Origin of the sequence: Pirellula sp. SH-Sr6A (genome assembly GCF_001610875.1) — a bacterium.
In the GTDB taxonomy this organism is placed as follows: Bacteria; Planctomycetota; Planctomycetia; order Pirellulales; family Pirellulaceae; genus JBKCUI01.
Window position 1 is genome coordinate 4285807 of record NZ_CP011272.1, and the last position, 16534, is coordinate 4302340.

Annotated in this window: 13 protein-coding genes; 6 read left to right on the forward strand and 7 right to left on the reverse strand. The window is 54.8% G+C overall.

The annotated features are described in order from the left end of the window. Positions 1–25 precede the first annotated feature (25 nt). Positions 26–892 carry a hypothetical protein gene (locus VN12_RS16380; RefSeq protein WP_146677843.1) on the forward strand — a complete coding sequence of 289 codons (867 nt, stop codon included), beginning with the start codon at positions 26–28 and terminating at the stop codon, positions 890–892. Between the two features lie 28 nt (positions 893–920). On the opposite strand, the gene VN12_RS16385 is transcribed toward VN12_RS16380, so the two are convergent. Next, the gene (locus VN12_RS16385; RefSeq protein WP_146677844.1) at positions 921–1901 is read right to left on the reverse strand and encodes an NAD-dependent epimerase/dehydratase family protein; all 981 of its coding nucleotides are present in this window, start codon (positions 1899–1901) and stop codon (positions 921–923) included. A 281-nt stretch (positions 1902–2182) separates the two neighbouring features. Here VN12_RS16385 and VN12_RS16390 point away from each other — a divergent pair, with 281 nt between their 5' ends. Next, positions 2183–5596, forward strand: coding sequence for a tetratricopeptide repeat protein (locus VN12_RS16390; RefSeq protein ID WP_146677845.1), 3414 nt, complete (start codon positions 2183–2185; stop codon positions 5594–5596). 119 nt (positions 5597–5715) lie between these two features. Here the strand turns inward: VN12_RS16390 and VN12_RS16395 are convergent, their stop codons facing one another. The 3 genes from VN12_RS16395 to thiC form a co-directional block, all read right to left on the reverse strand. Then, complete coding sequence (locus VN12_RS16395) at positions 5716–6291, reverse strand: tRNA-(ms[2]io[6]A)-hydroxylase (RefSeq protein ID WP_146677846.1); 576 nt, start codon at positions 6289–6291, stop codon at positions 5716–5718. A 133-nt stretch (positions 6292–6424) separates the two neighbouring features. Further along, on the reverse strand, positions 6425–7360 hold the full coding sequence (locus VN12_RS16400) for an alpha/beta hydrolase family esterase (protein ID WP_205855065.1): 936 nt from the start codon (positions 7358–7360) through the stop codon (positions 6425–6427). Positions 7361–7437: 77 nt separating this feature from the next. Then, positions 7438–8784, reverse strand: coding sequence for a phosphomethylpyrimidine synthase ThiC (gene thiC, locus VN12_RS16405; protein ID WP_146677847.1), 1347 nt, complete (start codon positions 8782–8784; stop codon positions 7438–7440). Between the two features lie 282 nt (positions 8785–9066). Here thiC and rlmN point away from each other — a divergent pair, with 282 nt between their 5' ends. The 4 genes from rlmN to VN12_RS16425 all read left to right on the forward strand — a co-directional run bounded on the left by rlmN (position 9067) and on the right by VN12_RS16425 (position 13143). Further along, positions 9067–10191, forward strand: a complete 1125-nt coding sequence (gene rlmN / locus VN12_RS16410) for a 23S rRNA (adenine(2503)-C(2))-methyltransferase RlmN (RefSeq protein ID WP_146677848.1) — start codon at positions 9067–9069, stop codon at positions 10189–10191. 23 nt (positions 10192–10214) lie between these two features. Continuing rightward, positions 10215–11222: an FAD:protein FMN transferase gene (locus VN12_RS16415; RefSeq protein WP_146677849.1), complete on the forward strand. Its 1008-nt coding sequence runs from the start codon at positions 10215–10217 to the stop codon at positions 11220–11222. A 146-nt stretch (positions 11223–11368) separates the two neighbouring features. Beyond that, positions 11369–11674 carry a hypothetical protein gene (locus VN12_RS16420; RefSeq protein ID WP_146677850.1) on the forward strand — a complete coding sequence of 102 codons (306 nt, stop codon included), beginning with the start codon at positions 11369–11371 and terminating at the stop codon, positions 11672–11674. A gap of 74 nt (positions 11675–11748) precedes the next feature. Next, complete coding sequence (locus VN12_RS16425; protein ID WP_146677851.1) at positions 11749–13143, forward strand: glycerate kinase; 1395 nt, start codon at positions 11749–11751, stop codon at positions 13141–13143. Here VN12_RS16425 and VN12_RS16430 read toward each other — a convergent pair. Genes VN12_RS16430 through VN12_RS16440 form a run of 3 tightly spaced genes read right to left on the reverse strand, consistent with a single transcriptional unit; the run spans position 13140 to position 16470 of the window. Next, positions 13140–13820 (reverse strand): ABC transporter ATP-binding protein, encoded by a 681-nt coding sequence (locus VN12_RS16430; protein ID WP_146677852.1) that lies wholly within the window; start codon positions 13818–13820, stop codon positions 13140–13142. The genes VN12_RS16425 and VN12_RS16430 overlap by 4 nt on opposite strands. A 42-nt stretch (positions 13821–13862) precedes the next feature. Continuing rightward, the gene (locus VN12_RS16435; RefSeq protein WP_146677853.1) at positions 13863–15338 is read right to left on the reverse strand and encodes a sulfatase; all 1476 of its coding nucleotides are present in this window, start codon (positions 15336–15338) and stop codon (positions 13863–13865) included. 52 nt (positions 15339–15390) lie between these two features. Next, a complete protein-coding gene (locus tag VN12_RS16440; RefSeq protein WP_146677854.1) occupies positions 15391–16470 on the reverse strand; it encodes a mannose-1-phosphate guanylyltransferase in 1080 nt (359 codons plus the stop codon). Positions 16471–16534 lie beyond the last annotated feature (64 nt).

A 16534-nucleotide genomic window follows, 5' to 3' on the forward strand; every position in this document is an offset into this window, starting at 1 on the left:
ACGATTCTAGCAGGAGGTTCCGGTAATGACTCGAGCCCGATGGCCTTGGTCCCTGATCGTGATGATTGCTTTCTGTTTGGCATCCAGACCATTGCGGGCACAGCAGGGGATACCGGATCTGTCGAAGTGGCCAACATGCTGTCATTATGGTTCGTTTGCGGTCTATAGCACGGTCGCAGCTGCAAACCTTCATTCGGTTGCTCTGAAACTGGAGCAGCTTCCCAAGCAAATTGAGACAGAACTCCGAGTCAGCTTGAGCTCCGATGCCGTACGAGTCGTCGTTCTTCAAAACTTCGATGAATACGAATTGTATTTGACGAAACACTTTCCCAGCGTTCCCAAACGGCGCGCCTTGTTCATACAAAATCGCGGGCAAAGCCTCGTCATCACCTACTTCCATTCCGATTGGATCGAGGATGCGCGGCATGAGTGTACCCATGCGCTACTGCACCAGTCGGGAATCCAGCTTCCGTTGTGGTTAGATGAAGGGCTCGCCGAGTACTTCGAAACCGACCATTCCGATTCGTGGCATCATCCCATCCATGGACCTGCGGTCCGTGCTCAGCTTCGTTTTGGTCAGATCGTGCAACTTGAAGAGCTCGAAGAATTGCGACTGGAAACACTCGATGCAAAAGGGTATCGGGATGCTTGGAGCGTTGTAGCGTTTTTGTTGAACCAAGGTGCAGATGGTCGTTCTGCGCTCCAGACGTATATCGGGGATTTGCAAAAAGGGACAGCGGCAGGTTTTTTAAGCCGTCGGTTGAGCGAGGAAACGCGCCGAACTTGGAGAGAGCAATTCATTCAGTTCTACCAACAACCTCGAGCCAATTCGAGTGAGAACGGTCTGAACGAAAGGCGTGCGATGAGCAAGTCCGCACGATTGAGTCGGTAGGAATTCCAACAAGGAAATCGCTGGAAGGTCAGTCGATCGATTGCATCGTACACCAGACATCCCGGATAATGTCATCGATAGAGTGACAAGGGGAGTAGCCAATCGCTTCGCGAATACGAGTAAGATCCGGAACTCGGCGGCGGATGTCTTCGAAATCCTCGTCGTAGGCCCTAGCATAGGATTGAAACTCGATCGGGGCATTCGGATTGACGATCTGTTGGACTCGTTGGGCCAGTTCCAAGATCGAGATGGGGGAGTCTGCGCCGATGTTGTAAATACGGCCGAAGGCGGACTCGGTATTCATCAATGTGGTAAAGCCCAAGACGACATCTCGCACATGCGCGAAGCAACGCTCCTGGTGACCATCGTCATGGACCACGATGGGTTGGTTCTTCATCGCGGCCGCGACGAATCGTGGGAGTACCATTCCGTACGCTCCTGTCTGGCGTGGCCCGACGACATTGAAAAACCGACCGACGATAATCTTCATGCCGCACTCTCGCACGCAGGCCAAAGCAAGAAATTCGTCGATCGCTTTGCTGGCCCCATAGCTCCATCGGGGTTTGGTGGTTGAACCAAAGACGAGATCGTCGTTTTCATTCCAGATCGACTTTGGGTTCTTTCCGTAGACTTCGCTCGTGCTCGCCAAATAGAGCGGAACCGGTTTTCCTGCTAAGTGTATTCGGCGCAATTCATCCAGGAGAAGCTGGGTGGGGTAGATGTTGCGATGGATTGTTTGAATCGGTTGCTTCGCGATCAATGCCACTCCGACGGCGGCTGCCAAGTGGTAGACTTGATCCGCCCCTTCGCACACATCACGGACCAACTGGGGATTTCCCAAATCCGCATCGATCACCTCCAAACGGGAGTGGCCGCGCAAGTGCTTCAAGTTGTTGCGGCTACCCGTGCTGAAATCGTCCACAACGATGACCGAGTGATTTTGAGCCAGCAAATAGTCTGTGAGATGGGATCCGATGAAGCCGCTGCCGCCAGTGATAAGAATGCGCATGGAGAATAGATAGCAAAAACGGGAGGCCGAAAGTTTGAAGTGGTAGGCGGGTGCGAAATGGGAAGAGTCGAAGCGGGTGTGAAGTTGGAGCGATAAGGGAAAAGATTTGCGTCGGAGAGTTAAGACGGACAGGGGCGAGTCTGACGTTTACGGGATTGCTGCTGCACCCTCACAAACTTTCCGGCTGCATCCTACTACGGTAAACTACGGGATGGGTTTGGCCAACGCCGATTTCCCTAGTTGTAACCCTAGTCTCGATCCATAAGACCGTCGGAACCGTTATGGCCCAGAAGTCTTCCTTATTGCGAACCCTTCGTCAACTTCCCTGCTTCCAAGCTCGAGTCGCTGACTTTTCGCGCAGGAGTTGGCGAAGGCGGCTCCGCCTCCTATTGGTTTCATCCCTAGCATTCCAGTGTACGGCATTGACGGGTGTAGCCCAGCAAAAGCCACCTGCCTCCCAAGCTCCAGCATCGAGTTTGAAGAAGCTTTCGGACAAGGAAAAGAACGCGGAGAGGGCCCGCGAGTTGTTTGCGGATGCCGCGAATGCCCAGAACAACGGGGCTTACCCTCTCGCCATTGAGAACTGGAAAAAGCTGCTTCAGGAATACCCCAACGACCCCTCGGTAGCGAGTGCGCACCATTTCCTGGGGGTGTGCTACCTTCAGCAGGACATGCCTGAATTCCCTAGCGCGGTGCGAGAGTTCAAACTAGCGTTGCAGGATCCGAATCTGAAGCAACGGGAAGAGGCCCTCGTCAATCTGGGATGGAGTCTTTACCAAAGTCATTTCCTGTCGAGCGCGCCGGTCGGCAAAGAAGCATCGGCTGATTCGCCTCTGCGCGAGGCGGCCAAGGTCCTCGCAATGGTCGTCTCCAAATATCCGGATGGGAGCTTCCTCGATAAAGCGCTCTACTACGCTGCAGAAGCGGAAGCGAGATTGGGACGTTCCGAGGAGGCGGTGAGTCTTTATCGCCAACTCATTCAAAACAAAAAGCTCGAAAACTCTACAGTCAGGCCAGATGCTATCTTTGGACTCGGACTCACCTATGAGGAGTTGAAGCAGCCGCAGCTGGCGATTGAAACATACGAGTCCTTCCTGCAAAAGTATTCGGATCATTCCTTGAAGAACGAAGTCCTCATGCGGACCGCCGACTTGGCGTTGATTCAAGGGGATGCGAAGAAGTCCATTCTGCTTTTCGATGCACTGCTCCAGTCCGATTCGTTTGCGACCTTGAAAAACGCGGATTACGTTCTCTATCGATACGGGTTTGCCATGGCGAAGGACGGTCGCTATCGCGAGTCGGCTAAGGCGTATCAGCGTCTCGCAGACGAATACCCCAGTTCTCAGTACGCGAAGAACTCGTCCCTAGCGGCGGGCCAGTCGTTGATGCGAGAGAAGAAATACGACGAGGCGGTTCTCGCATTTGAGCAATTGCTTCCATTGCGAGACGAAAGGGCAGCGGAAGCGGCCCACTGGATCTGCCAGATCAAGATGCTGCAAGGAAAAGAAGAGGCCATCGCTGCGGTCGCGAAGGACGCGTTGACTTGGGGATCGAAGACTCCGTCGGCTTCTTTGCTTTACATGGACTTGGCGGATAGTTTGAACACCCAGCCCGCCAAGCGCGGCGAGGCGAAGAAGATCTATGAACAGATCGCGAACGAGTTTCCCGAGGATGCCTTAGCCCCGCGAGCTGTTTACAATGCCGCATTCTGCGGTCTGCAACTCGGCGAGCTTGCCGACGCGCAGCGTTGGAGCGAAGCCTTTGCAAAACGATACGCAGGTGATCCGTTAGCCCCCGATGTGGCTTACATCCGAGCCGAATCCACTTTGCAATTGGGCCAACATGAATCGGCAATCAATGCGTTTGAGCAACTGATTGCCGCTCAGCCTAACGATCCGCTTCGGCCGACGTGGGAAGGACGTCTCGCGGTTGCTCATTATCTAGCCGGACAGTGGGAGAAAACCATCGCGACCAGCCAGCGGCTCCTGAAGCAGAATTTGGAACCGGCAGCCAAAGCGGAAGCCTTGTTCCTGCAAGGTGCCAGCCAACTGAAGACTGGCAAGCTGGTCGAATCGATCCGTTCGTTGGAGGAGTCCCTCGCAGCTTCCTCGGATTGGCCACAGGCGGATGAAACAGCCATAACGCTGGCCGAAGCGATGGTTCAGAAAAAGGAGGATGGGAAGGCGATTGCGGCTCTCGAAGGGCTCGTCAAGCGAACTCCCCAATCCCGTCTCCGCGGACAGGCAGAGTTCCGCATCGGACAGATTGCGGCCGGCATGGGAGATCTCCCGCGAGCCCTCCGTGCATACGACGGCGTTCTCGATTCTTCGAAGGAATCGGGGCTCCGCGACTATGCAACCTACGGAAAAGCGTTCGTCTTGATCCAGCAGGAGGCGTACCAGCCTGCTCTCGAACTGGTCTCTCCCTTAGCTCAATCGGATCGAACCGATAGTCTGGGAGTGGAATCAAAGATTGCAAAAGCCATTTGCCTTCGTCAGCTTGGCAAAGCGGACGAAGCACTGGCGACATTAGAGCAACTCGCGACAGCATCGCTTACCGACGATATCGCGGTCAAGATTCTGTACGAGCAGTCGTTGAGTTGGGTGGCCGGTGAAAAGCACGATGAAGCGATCGCAGCGATTTCGAAGCTTCAGCGATTGGTGCAAGAAAAGAAACTCGACTTCCCGCTGGCAGACAAAGCGCAATATGAACTTGCGTGGACCTACAAGGCCAAGGGAGACACGGCGAGCGCCATTCAGCAGTTCGAGAAGTTGGTCGAGCAATATCCCGACAGTCCTCTGGCGGCGGAAGCTTACTTTCACGTAGGGCAAGCCGAGTACGATAGCTCGAAATACGATCGAGCGATCCAGGCCTATCAAGTGGCCGCGAGCAAGACGCTGGATTTGGAGCTGCAAGAAAAGTCTCTTTACAAAATGGGCTGGGCATTCTTCCAACAAGCAGATTTCCAGACCGCGACGACCAAGTTCCGTCAGCAACTCAAAGAGTTTCCAAAAGGGGAGCTCTCGACCGATGCTCGCTTTATGATCGCCGAAAGTCTGTTGAAACAAAGCAACTTCGCCGACGCTTGGAAGGAATATGAAAGCCTTCGATCATCGATTCAAAAGGCCTCTTCGAACGGTGTTCCTGTAGGAGACCAAATCGAAGCGTTGACATTGCTCCACGGTGGGCAATCAGCTCGAGAGCTCAAACGCTGGAAGGAAGCGGAGGCTTGGACAAGCGACTTGGTGTCGAAGTATCCGGAGTCTCCCTACCGCCCCATCGCCCTCTACGAGCTCGCCTATGCTCGACAAAATCTGAAACAGCCAGCGGAAGCAATCACTGCGTATAGCGAGGTCGCGGAAAACCATCGCAACGAGCTTGGTGCGAGATCTCGCTTCATGATCGGTGAAGTCTTGTTCGCAGAACGCGACTTTGCCAAGGCCATCGCGGAATTTCAGAAGGTCATGTACGGATATGGCGCCACGCAAGCGCCCGAGGAAATCAAGAATTGGCAGGCTCGCTCAGCGTTTGAAGCGGGGCGGTGCACCGAGTTGTTAATATCCGACTTGACAGGCGAGCGAAAGCAAAAGGCGATTGACAACGCGGTGAAGTTCTACGAGTTTGTCGTCCAAAACCATGCTTCTCACGAATTGGCCAGCAAAGCGTCAGAACGAGTCGCAGAGTTGCGACGATAGCCTGTGGCCTGCGACGCGAGTAATCGGGACGGTACTCGCGTTGCATTGGAAAGCAACTCGCGGTCATTGCGGGGAAACTAACTGCGAGTTCTCAGAAATTAGCTGGGATCCGCCCGTAATTAGCTGTGCATTCGCGGCAACGGATTTCCGATAGAAATAATCTTTGTCTCTTCGGCCGAAAGTTCGGAAAGGCGTGCGCGGACGTTGGCATCCGTATCAAAGAGCTTGGCCAATCGAACGTAGGTGGTGTGATGTCGGGCTTCGGATTCGAATAGAGAGCCGTAGAACGAGGCTAGCTCAGAGTCCGAAACATGTTGACGGAGCAGATCGAATCGTTCGCACGATCGGGCTTCGATCAACCCTGCGATCAAGAGCCGATCCACCGCCCGGTGCGGTTCGGTGGGACGGACCAATTCGTTTAGCGATTTGCCGTAATTGCCGGGCCGTTGCCTGCGAAACGGAATCCCTCTCTTTTCTAGCAACGCAAGAACCATATGGAAGTGTTCAAGCTCCTCTTCCACGATGCGCGTCATCTCGCGAGTTAATTCGGTGTTTTCGATGTAAGCGCCGAGCAAGTTCATCGCGGTCGCTGCCGCCTTGTATTCGCAATGCGCATGATCGATCAGGATTTCTTCCAAATGGGCATCGACTTGTCGAAGCCAACGCGTTTGGGACTCGCTTTGTAGATGCAACATGAGGGAAGGAAACCGCGAATGTCAAGGAACGGGACGGGACGACTTATAACGGTGACACGAAACCAACTGGATCGCGCATGTCGAGGGTCTTCTTCGGCCCGTCGCTTCGGGGACAGAAAACCAATACCTCTCGTCATGGAGGGGGTTGCTTTACCCGGTCTGTACGAGAATGTTGCTTGAAAAACTGAACGATCTTTGCATTTGCCTCTTGGGGGTAAGTATGTCCTCCGCTGTGTTCCATCACCACGACGGGTGCATCCACTTTGGATTCGTAGATAACGCATCCCGATTCCCACGGTTTTGAATCGGAGGAGCATTCATTCTTTTTCCGGAAGGCGTCAATGGTGGGGATTTGCCATGATCGGGGAACTACCTTGTCATCCTTTCCGACGATGTGCATGACAGGGAGAGGTGGAATTTTGGCGAGAGGGTCACCCGCGAAAAGACCTGCGCGGACGCCTCGCGCGGGGGCCGCCGAGGGAGCGATGGCAGCGAGCACTCCAGGCCTTGCCATAGCGAGGAGATACGTGAATGCAGCGCCGTTGGAGTGGCCCATTGAGAACAGACGCATGCGGTCCACGGCATACGACTGGGTTAGATCCGCCAGGAGGGCATCGAAAAATAGCAAATCTCGATTGTCTTGATCACCATCAAACTTCTGCCAACCGCTCTTCTTTCCAGCGGGATCCGTCATGCCAGGAGTGGGAAGTCCCTGTGGATACACCACAATCGCCTCGGGCCAGAGTTCGTGGATCCGAAAGGTTCGGGCCGAATGCCTCATACCTCCTCCATGTCCGTGCCAGACAAAAACAATTGGATGCACCGAATTGTCCCCATTCGTATTGGAAGGGGGCAGCGAATCCGCTTGGTCTGTTCGCCGTGCCGGATGCAGATTCTTTGGCAATGCGAGAAGGTACTCCCTATCCACCTCCTGGACTCGCAGAGTTTTGGGAGAGACGCCTCCGGGAGAAAGTAGACTCCGTTGGGCGTCCGCTGTGTCGATCACGACGAGGGCCATGAAAATCGGGACGAGGCACGGGGGCAGCAATTTGGCTGCATCGTATCGCATGATCGGCGACCTCTCTCGACAAGGAATCGATATAAAAAAAGCGGGAGCGTCGCTCCCGCTTTTGGTGGAATGTGACACTACTTCAGTTGAACAAGTTCATTTTCACCCGATTCAGCCGCCATTTTGCGGATGTCTTCGGTGATGCGCATGGAGCAGTACTTGGGGCCACACATGCTGCAGAAGTGAGCGCTCTTAAACGTGTCTTGGGGAAGCGTTTCGTCGTGATAGGAGCGTGCGGTTTCAGGATCGAGCGACAATCGGAATTGTTCGTTCCAATCGAAACCGAAACGAGCACGGGAGAGAGCATCATCGCGTTCTTGTGCACCGGGGCGGCGGCGCGCGACGTCGGCCGCGTGGGCAGCGATCTTGTAAGCGATCACCCCTTGTTTGACGTCCTCTCGGTTGGGCAACCCCAAATGTTCTTTCGGGGTGACGTAGCAAAGCATGGCTGCTCCGCTCCAGCCCGCCATGGCAGCACCGATAGCGCTGGTGATATGGTCATAGCCAGGGGCGATATCGGTGACCAAGGGTCCAAGAACATAAAAGGGGGCGCCGTGGCAGACTTCGATCTGCTTCTTGATGTTCATGTCGATTTGGTCCATGGGGATGTGCCCCGGCCCTTCGACCATGACTTGGGTGCCGCGCTCCCATCCTCGTTTGCAAAGTTTGCCGAGAACATCTAGTTCCGCGAACTGCGCCGCATCGCTCGCGTCGGCGATCGAACCGGGGCGAAGGCCGTCGCCCAAGCTCCAAGTCACATCGTATTGACGCATGATGTCGCAAAGATCGTCGAACGCTTCGTAAAGCGGATTTTGTTTACGGTGGGCCATCATCCACTTTGCGATGAGGGATCCACCGCGGCTAACGATGCCCGTTACTCGTTCGACCGTAAGGTGCAGGTGTTCGAGCAGCACACCGCAGTGGATGGTCATGTAGTCGACCCCTTGCTTGGCTTGATGTTCGACCATGTCGAGGAAATGCTGGGCCCGCATGTCTTCAATGTTGCCGCCGAGTTCCTCCAACATTTGGTAGATGGGGACCGTACCAATCGGAACCGGAGACGCTTCGATAATGGCTTTGCGAATGTTGTCGATGTCTTTACCGGTGGAGAGATCCATGACGGTGTCGGCTCCATAGTGGACCGACACGTGGAGTTTCTCCAATTCTTCTGCCACGTTGCTGGTGACGGCGGAGTTTCCGATGTTCGCGTTGATCTTGCATTTGGCAGCGATTCCGATGCACATCGGCTCCAAACGGCCCGCCAAGTGGACTTTATTTGCAGGGATAACCATGCGTCCTGCAGCGACTTCGGAGCGAATGGTCTCTGCAGGGAGTTTCTCACGCGTGGCGACAAACTCCATTTCCGGGGTGATTTCGCCTGCAACTGCTGCCGTATATTGAGTCGAACCTAAATTCGTAGTCACTCGTTGGGATACTCCAAATAGAGTTTTGGGATAGAGATTGTCCGCTGGTTGACCGTCCCTTTGAAGGAGAAATTGCATCTCCTCCCTTGAGACAGACCTTCGCGGTGCACCCGGATTTTACCGAAGAGCGGAATTCCACAAAACCAGCAATTGGTTCGCTTTCGCCCAAATTTGAACCGGATGTTTCGGCTGGCAAGCTTTGCGTTAGCCCTTCCTGGCCGACAGGACTACAATAAGGAAGCACTCTCAACGCGGCTTTCATTCTTCTTTCGGCCTGACGGCATGACTCTCGAACTTACTCCGCCTCCCAGCAAACCCATCAGCAATCCCATCGAAAAACCTTCCATCCTGGAGCAATCCCTCGATGCCATGTCCATTTGGCTCAGCGGCAGGGGGCACCCCAGGTACCGAGCGAAGCAAATTTTGGCTTGGGTGTACCATCGCCGCGCGGCTTCGTTTGCCGATATGACGGATTTGCCGAAGGCGTTGCGATTGGAATTGGAAGAAGCCTTTGATTTCTTTCGATCGACGACCGTGGAGACGCAGGACTCCGAAGATGGAACGCAAAAATTACTCCTGCAGTTGCACGATGGGGGACGCATCGAATGCGTTTTGCTTCGGGATGGCCCTCGTCGATCCATTTGCGTGAGCAGTCAAGTCGGTTGTGCGATGGGATGTGTGTTTTGCGCGAGTGGTCTCGATGGGGTGGATCGCAATCTGACGAGGGCCGAAATCCTTGAGCAAATGTTGAAACTGCAGCGGCTGCTCCCTCCGGACGAACGGCTGAGCCACATTGTCATGATGGGGATGGGAGAGCCTTTGGCGAATCTACCACGCGTTCTCGATGCATTGGCGGTGGCCAAGGATCCTGAAATCGGATTGGGGATCAGTCCCAGACGGATCACCATCAGTACGGTGGGAATACCCGCATCGATCGACAAGCTCGCGGAGGATCGGTCCCCTTACCATCTCGCCATCAGCCTCCATGCTCCGAACGATTTGTTGAGAAGCCAGCTGGTCCCCGTCAATAAGAAGATCGGGATCGAGCCCATTCTGGCTGCCGCCGATCGTTATTTTCAAGCGACCGGGCGCAGGTTGACCTTTGAATATGTTCTTCTTAAAGATTTGAACGACTCTCCCGAGTGCGCTCGAGAGCTGGTGCAATTGCTTCGTGGACGCACCGCGATGCTCAATGTCATTCCCTACAACCCGGTTCCTGGTCTGCCGTACGAAACACCGTCCCCGGACGCGATCTATGAATTCCGACGCACGCTGGTGGACGGTGGAATCAATGTCATGTTCCGTCAACGCAAGGGAAATGACATCCAAGCCGCTTGTGGTCAGCTCCGGCGATTGCGGCAGAACGAACCGTTTGCAGGACCTTCGTTGGTCACGCTTGAGCCCTAGGTTACCCCGCACCAACACCGATTATGCAACCTTCGGCGTCGAATGGACCTAGCGGCCCCACACCTTGGTCGTCCGGGTATCTGTTAGAGATCGGTCGCGACGCCATGGCGTGTCGATTTGAAGTTCTGTTGCATCCAGGCAAGCCGACGAATGGTCCCGAGTTGGCCTGCCATGCCCTCGAGACGATCTCCTACCTCGAAGAACAATGGAGTCTTTACAAACCTGCCAGCGAATTGAGTTTGATCAATGCGAGGGCAGAGGCAACCGCGATGCCGATCTCGGAATCGACCAAAGCATTGGTCGCATTGGGCCTGGAAGTGCACCGACGTACAGAGGGTGCGTTTGATCTTACTGCGACCAAACTTTCCAAAGCATGGGGGTTCTTTCGCAGGCAAGGAATCATGCCGGGTGCCGCCGAAATCGAACAAGCACTTCGCGAGGTGGGGACCCATCACATTCATCTCGACATCGATGCGAACACCATTCGCTACGAGGCTCCGGTCGAGATCAATCCCGGTGGGATCGGCAAGGGATTGGCGATCGATATGGCTGCGGACTGGTTAGAGAACCAAGGTGTCGAGCAATATGCGTTTCACGGAGGGAAAAGCAGTATTCGATGTCGAGGGGAGCAAGAGTTTTCGGAAATCAAGACCGGTTGGAGCATTGCAGTGCGACATCCGGAGCAAAGCGAGCGATTGTTGGGGATGCTGAGGCTGTTCGATCAATCGCTTGGAACTAGCGGGCCGGCCAACCAATTCTTCTACTTCAAAGGGAAACGCTTCGGACACATCATCGATCCACGGACCGGATGGCCTGCCGAAGGAGTGCTGAGCGTAACTATCCTGCATCCGAACGCTGGATGGGCTGATGCGCTCGCAACCGGTCTGTATGTCTTGGGGATCGATCGCGCTATCGCGTACTGTGAGAACAATCCGGATACAGCGATGTTGGCGATTCTTCCCGGCGAGCGCAGCGGGCAAGTCGAAATAGTTACTTGCAATTTGCAACAGGGACAATGGATTCCGTCTTAACCGCGGGGATCGAACAGGGATAGCCGATGCGGTAGGACGCACACTCGACTTTTCGTCAAAATAGTTGCGAGTGTCGGGAATTAGGGTGTAGGATTAACCTCACTCCCGCACACTCTCTTCTCTCCCTCGTTCCAAGGAGTTTGATCGTGATTCGATACTGCTGTGATCGTTGCAAACGAGATATCGATCCTCAATGCGATTTGCGGTACACAGTTACCATCGAGATCGAAGCGGGTGTCGACGGAGACGAGCATGAGCTGGTCGACGATCCCGATCATCTGGATGATCTTCAAGACATGCTGGATTCCGCAGATGAAATTTGCAGTTCGGTGTTCAGCGATGAAATCTACCAACGTAAACAGTTCGATCTCTGCAAAGACTGTTTCCGACAGTACATCAAAAACCCGTTAGCCAAGGAAGTATCCTCTCCGCTCGGTTTCAGCAAAAACTAATTGCGAACGGTAGATGGGTACCACTTGGCGAGTTGGTTCGTGATTCTTCATGTATTTCTCTGTTTTGGATTGCATTGACGATCAAACCACGAACTCTACAAGCCATCAATATCTGGAATGCCGGAGTCGAATCGGTTCGGGGTGATCGGCTCATCGAGCGAAGCATTCGATTCGATCGAGAGCAATTGTTGATCGAAGATATCGGTCGGTATTCCTTGCGTGGGATCGATCGCATCCTCGTTTTGGGAGGAGGGAAAGCCGCTGCGGCAATGGCTGCGGGGCTCGAATCGATATGGAATTCTTCCAACCCACCTCGTCAAAGACTAGAGGGATGGTTGCATGCCCCACGCGGCAGCTTTGACGAGTCGCCAATGGCAGTGGCCCATCGCCGTATAGCATTGCATGCGGCGCGACCTGCGGGAATTAACGAGCCGACGCGGGAAGGGATGCTGGGATGCGAGCAGATGCTCCGATTGGCTCGCTCCGCGAACGAAAAGACATTGGTTCTATGCCTCCTTTCGGGCGGCGCTAGTGCATTGATGCCCTCGCCCCTTCCCGGACTTCTGCTGGAGGACAAGGTGGCTCTCACCCGGCATCTCAGTCGAAACGGAGCGAAAATTGAAGAGCTCAACGAAGTGAGACGTGCGCTGAGTCAGATCAAAGGTGGAGGGCTGGCGCGCGCATGTTCTCGGGCGCAACGTGTTGTTTCATTGGTCTTGTCCGATGTGCTTGGCGACCCACTTCATTTGATTGGATCAGGCCCCACCATTCTGGAACCTCCACCCAACCCAAAGCTCGCATTGGAGATCATTGCACGATTCGATCCTCACCGAGAGCTACCTCCGTCGATTCGACGATGTCTCGAGACGAGATCGAAATCGCCGGACGAATCGCTCGGGTCGAAAGGATGTCCCGTGGAGACGCATGTCTTGGCCAACAATGCGACGGCCGTTGATGCTGCGGGCACGCAAGCTGTCGCGTTGGGGTACGCGTATTGGATGGAATCGAATCGCGCGAGCGAAGGAGACGTGCGCGGGGTAGCGGAGAAGCTTTTACGCGCCATGGAGCTGGCCGTGGAGACCGGGCAACCCGATTGTCTTATTAGCGGTGGGGAGCCGACGGTGCAATTGCCACGGATCGAGCTCTGCGGTCGCGGCGGACGCAATCAGCAACTTGCGCTCACCCTGCTCCATTTGCTGGAGAATCATTCCCATCCGAAACTCCGCGAAGCGCGTTGCGTCTCGATCGTGTGCGCCGGCACGGATGGAGAAGATGGGCCGACGCAAGCAGCGGGGGCGTTCGTCGATCATCAGGTCGTGGAGGCAGCCCGAAAACAGGGGCTGGAATCCGAGGACTATCTGGCGCGGTGCGACGCGTATTCCTTTTTCGAGAAAGCGGATGGGCTGTTGGTGACCGGGCCAACGAACACGAATGTTTGCGATCTACGCGTGATCTTGATCCGGGATTAAAACGATTTCGGCTGAAGCTTTTTTTGCTTGAGCTCAAAGCAGCGTTCCATCTTGCGGGCCAATTCCATGGAGTGGGTAACCACGATCAAGATGGCGTTCTCTTCGCGAGGCATCGCGAGGAGGAGGTCCGATATCTTGGCCGCGTTCTCTTCGTCCAGATTCCCTGTCGGTTCGTCCGCGAGGACCAATAGAGGCTTGCGAAGAAGCGCTCGAGCCACCGCAACTCTTTCTCTCTCACCGCCCGATAATTGGCTTGGCAAATGATGCAATCGATCTTGTAGCCCAACCCTTTCGAGAAGGTAGTGAGCGCGCTGGCGCATCGCGGCATCTGGTCTCCCCTGCGCTAAACCAGGAAGCAAGGTGTTTTCAAGCACGTTCCACTGCGGAAGAAGATGATGGTCTTGGAAGACGAAACCAATGTGATCGTTACGAAAGCGAGCTTGTGCGGTTTCCGAGAGAGCAAACGGATCTTGATCCCGAATCGAAAGGGTCCCGCTGGTTGGGCGGTCGAGAACTCCGAGGATTTGGAGGAGCGTCGACTTGCCCGAACCACTGGGTCCGATGATGGCTGCATTTTGACCGGCTTCTAAGGTGAGGTCGACATGCTCGAGGATAACGAGGTCTTCTGCCGGTGTTGGATAGAACTTGGAGATATTTCGAGCGATCAGTGCACTCATTGCAAACCTTGCGGGTAAAGGGGGGCTTGGATTCTCGTTCTATTATTCCAGTTTGCCCACAGGACGCACCCCGCTGCCTTTTTTCTTTTGGAGCGAATCTCCCAGATCCGCTCTCCATTCCTCAGCTAGACGTTCCAATTGCTGGACGATTTCCGGGTGTCGGGCCGCAACATTGTTCTTTTCGCCGATGTCGGAAACGAGGTCATAGAGTTCGGTCGATTCGACCGATTCGTTTAGGTAGGCGATGGGTGTCCCGTCCGATTTACCTTGTCGGTCTCCCAAGGATCGATAGGTATGAGGGAAGACCATTTTCCAGCGATCGCTCCTCAAAGCTTGCAGCTGGCCATCGGCGTAATAAATGGGAATGGTCCGGTCCCCGATTCCGTCAGGTGGGGGTTTGAGATCGGTGCGGGTCATGGTTAGGGTCATGTCCTGCCCGTCGATTTTGTGCGAGGGAAGGGAGGCTCCGATCAGAGAGGCGATTGTAGGGAGAAGGTCGATGGTGGACATCAATTCATCGCTTTGCGTCCCGGAGGGTATCTTACCTGGCCAACGCATGATGGCGGGGACGCGAATCCCTCCTTCCCAGGATGTCCCTTTCCCTTCCCGCAAAGGACCGGCGGAACCTGCATGGGATCCATAGCTCAACCAAGGGCCATTGTCGGATGTGAATACGACCAGAGTGTTCTCGCTGAGGTGGAGTTCATCCAGCGTTTTCAGGATCTCTCCTACGGACCAGTCCACCTCGCGAACGGCATCCACGAAGGGTCCGGCCCCCTTCCCTTCAAAGTCCTCGGAGCTGTAAAGGGGTACATGCACCATGTTGTGTGGCAAGTAGAGGAAGAAGGGCTGTTGCGAGTTCGCCGTGATGAACTGAACGGCGCGCTGCGTGTAATCTCGCGTCATTCGCTTTTGATCTTCTGCGGTGACTTCGGCATCGACGATTGCTTCGCCTTCGAACATCGGCAAATTGGGATAGTTTGGCTTGCGAGCTGGATTTGTTTTCCTTGCAGCAATGTCCTCGGGATGAAAGGGCCACATGTCGTTGCTGTAGGGTAGGCCGTAGTAGACATCAAACCCATGGCGTGTAGGTAGGAATGGAGCATGATGGCCCAGATGCCATTTGCCGAAGCACGCAGTAGCGTATCCCTTCGACTTGCAGATCTCTGCCATGGTCGTTTCCGATGAAGAGATACCGATTTTCGCTTGCGGTCCCAACGCTCCACGAATTCCGACCCGTTCGTGAATACAACCGGTGAGCAGTGCGACGCGCGATGCCGAACAGACAGCAGTTGGGACAATGAAGTCCGTGAACTTGCGTCCCTCCTTCGCCATTCGATCCAGGTGGGGAGTCACGACACCTTGTGCACCGAAGGGGCCGATGTCGGCGTAACCCATATCATCGATGAAGATCACAACGATGTTCGGAGATCGAACCTCCGCTGCAGACGCAATGCTCGATGCGAGACATGCCGATAAGTAACCAAACCAACATGCTAGGAGAGTCGCAATTCGCATGATGCGTAGCCTGTAGGAGGAAGGGAGCCAGCGCGATGGAAATGAAGTCGTCTTACAGGTATTGCTGATGTCCGAGCTCAGTCAATTGTTTCACCACATCCCTCACGCGTTCTTCCTCTTCCTTGGGGGCAACGAGGGTGGCGTCTTGGGTATGGACGACAATGGTGTCCTTCATGCCGATGGTCACAATCAGGTGATCGGCTTCGCTGCGAATGATCATGTTGGAGGAGTCGATCGGTAGATAGGGACCATCGACCGCGTTGCCTTGTCCATCCGGTTTGATCAAGCGTGCGATCGCCTGCCAACTTCCGACGTCGTCCCATGCGAAGGGAGCTTCGATGACGCAAACGTTCTGGTGGCGTTCCATGACGGCGAAATCGATCGACTTGCCCTGGATTTTGGCGAATTCGGTCGCGAAGACGGTTTGGAAATCTTTGGTACCGATGCCTTTCGCGATGTTTTCGATGTGGTTGTAAATCTCGGGTTCGAACGACTCCAGCGCTTCGAGGATGGTCGATGCTTTCCAGAGGAAGATACCGCTGTTCCAGTAAAAGGTGCCGGCGGCCATGTACTCTTCTGCAGTTGCCCGATTGGGTTTTTCGCGAAACCGTTCGACGGAGAAAGCGGCGATTCCCGGAACGCTATCGATCCCAGCGCCTCGTTGGATGTATCCGAACGATTCTGCGGCGTAGGTCGGTCGAATGCCGAAGGTAACGATGCGCGATGGATCTTGTTCGATCAATTTGACCCCGGCTTTGATAGCGCGGTGGAACTCGGAGCGAGGTTCGATCACATGATCGGATGGCATCACGACCATGATGCCGTCTTTGTCAGCGGCTTGGACAAGCGACGCGGCGACACCGATGCAGGGTGCGGTATCCCTTTTGCACGGTTCGCCCACGATATGTTCAACAGGAAGATCGGGCAGCTGCGCAACGACTGCGTCGGTGAGTTGTTGGTTGGTTAGAACCAAGACGTGTTCGCTGGAAACCAATCCATTCAAACGATCGAAAGTCGTTTGAAGCATGGTTCGTGCCCCCCCCATCTTCAACAGCTGCTTGGGTTTGATCTGCCGACTCGCAGGCCAGAAACGGGTCCCCGAACCACCTGCCATGATCACTGCATGCAGCATGTTGCACTCTCTCGCTCGTTCAATCTTGAATACCGGCGAATCGATTCGCCTTCGAAACTCACTC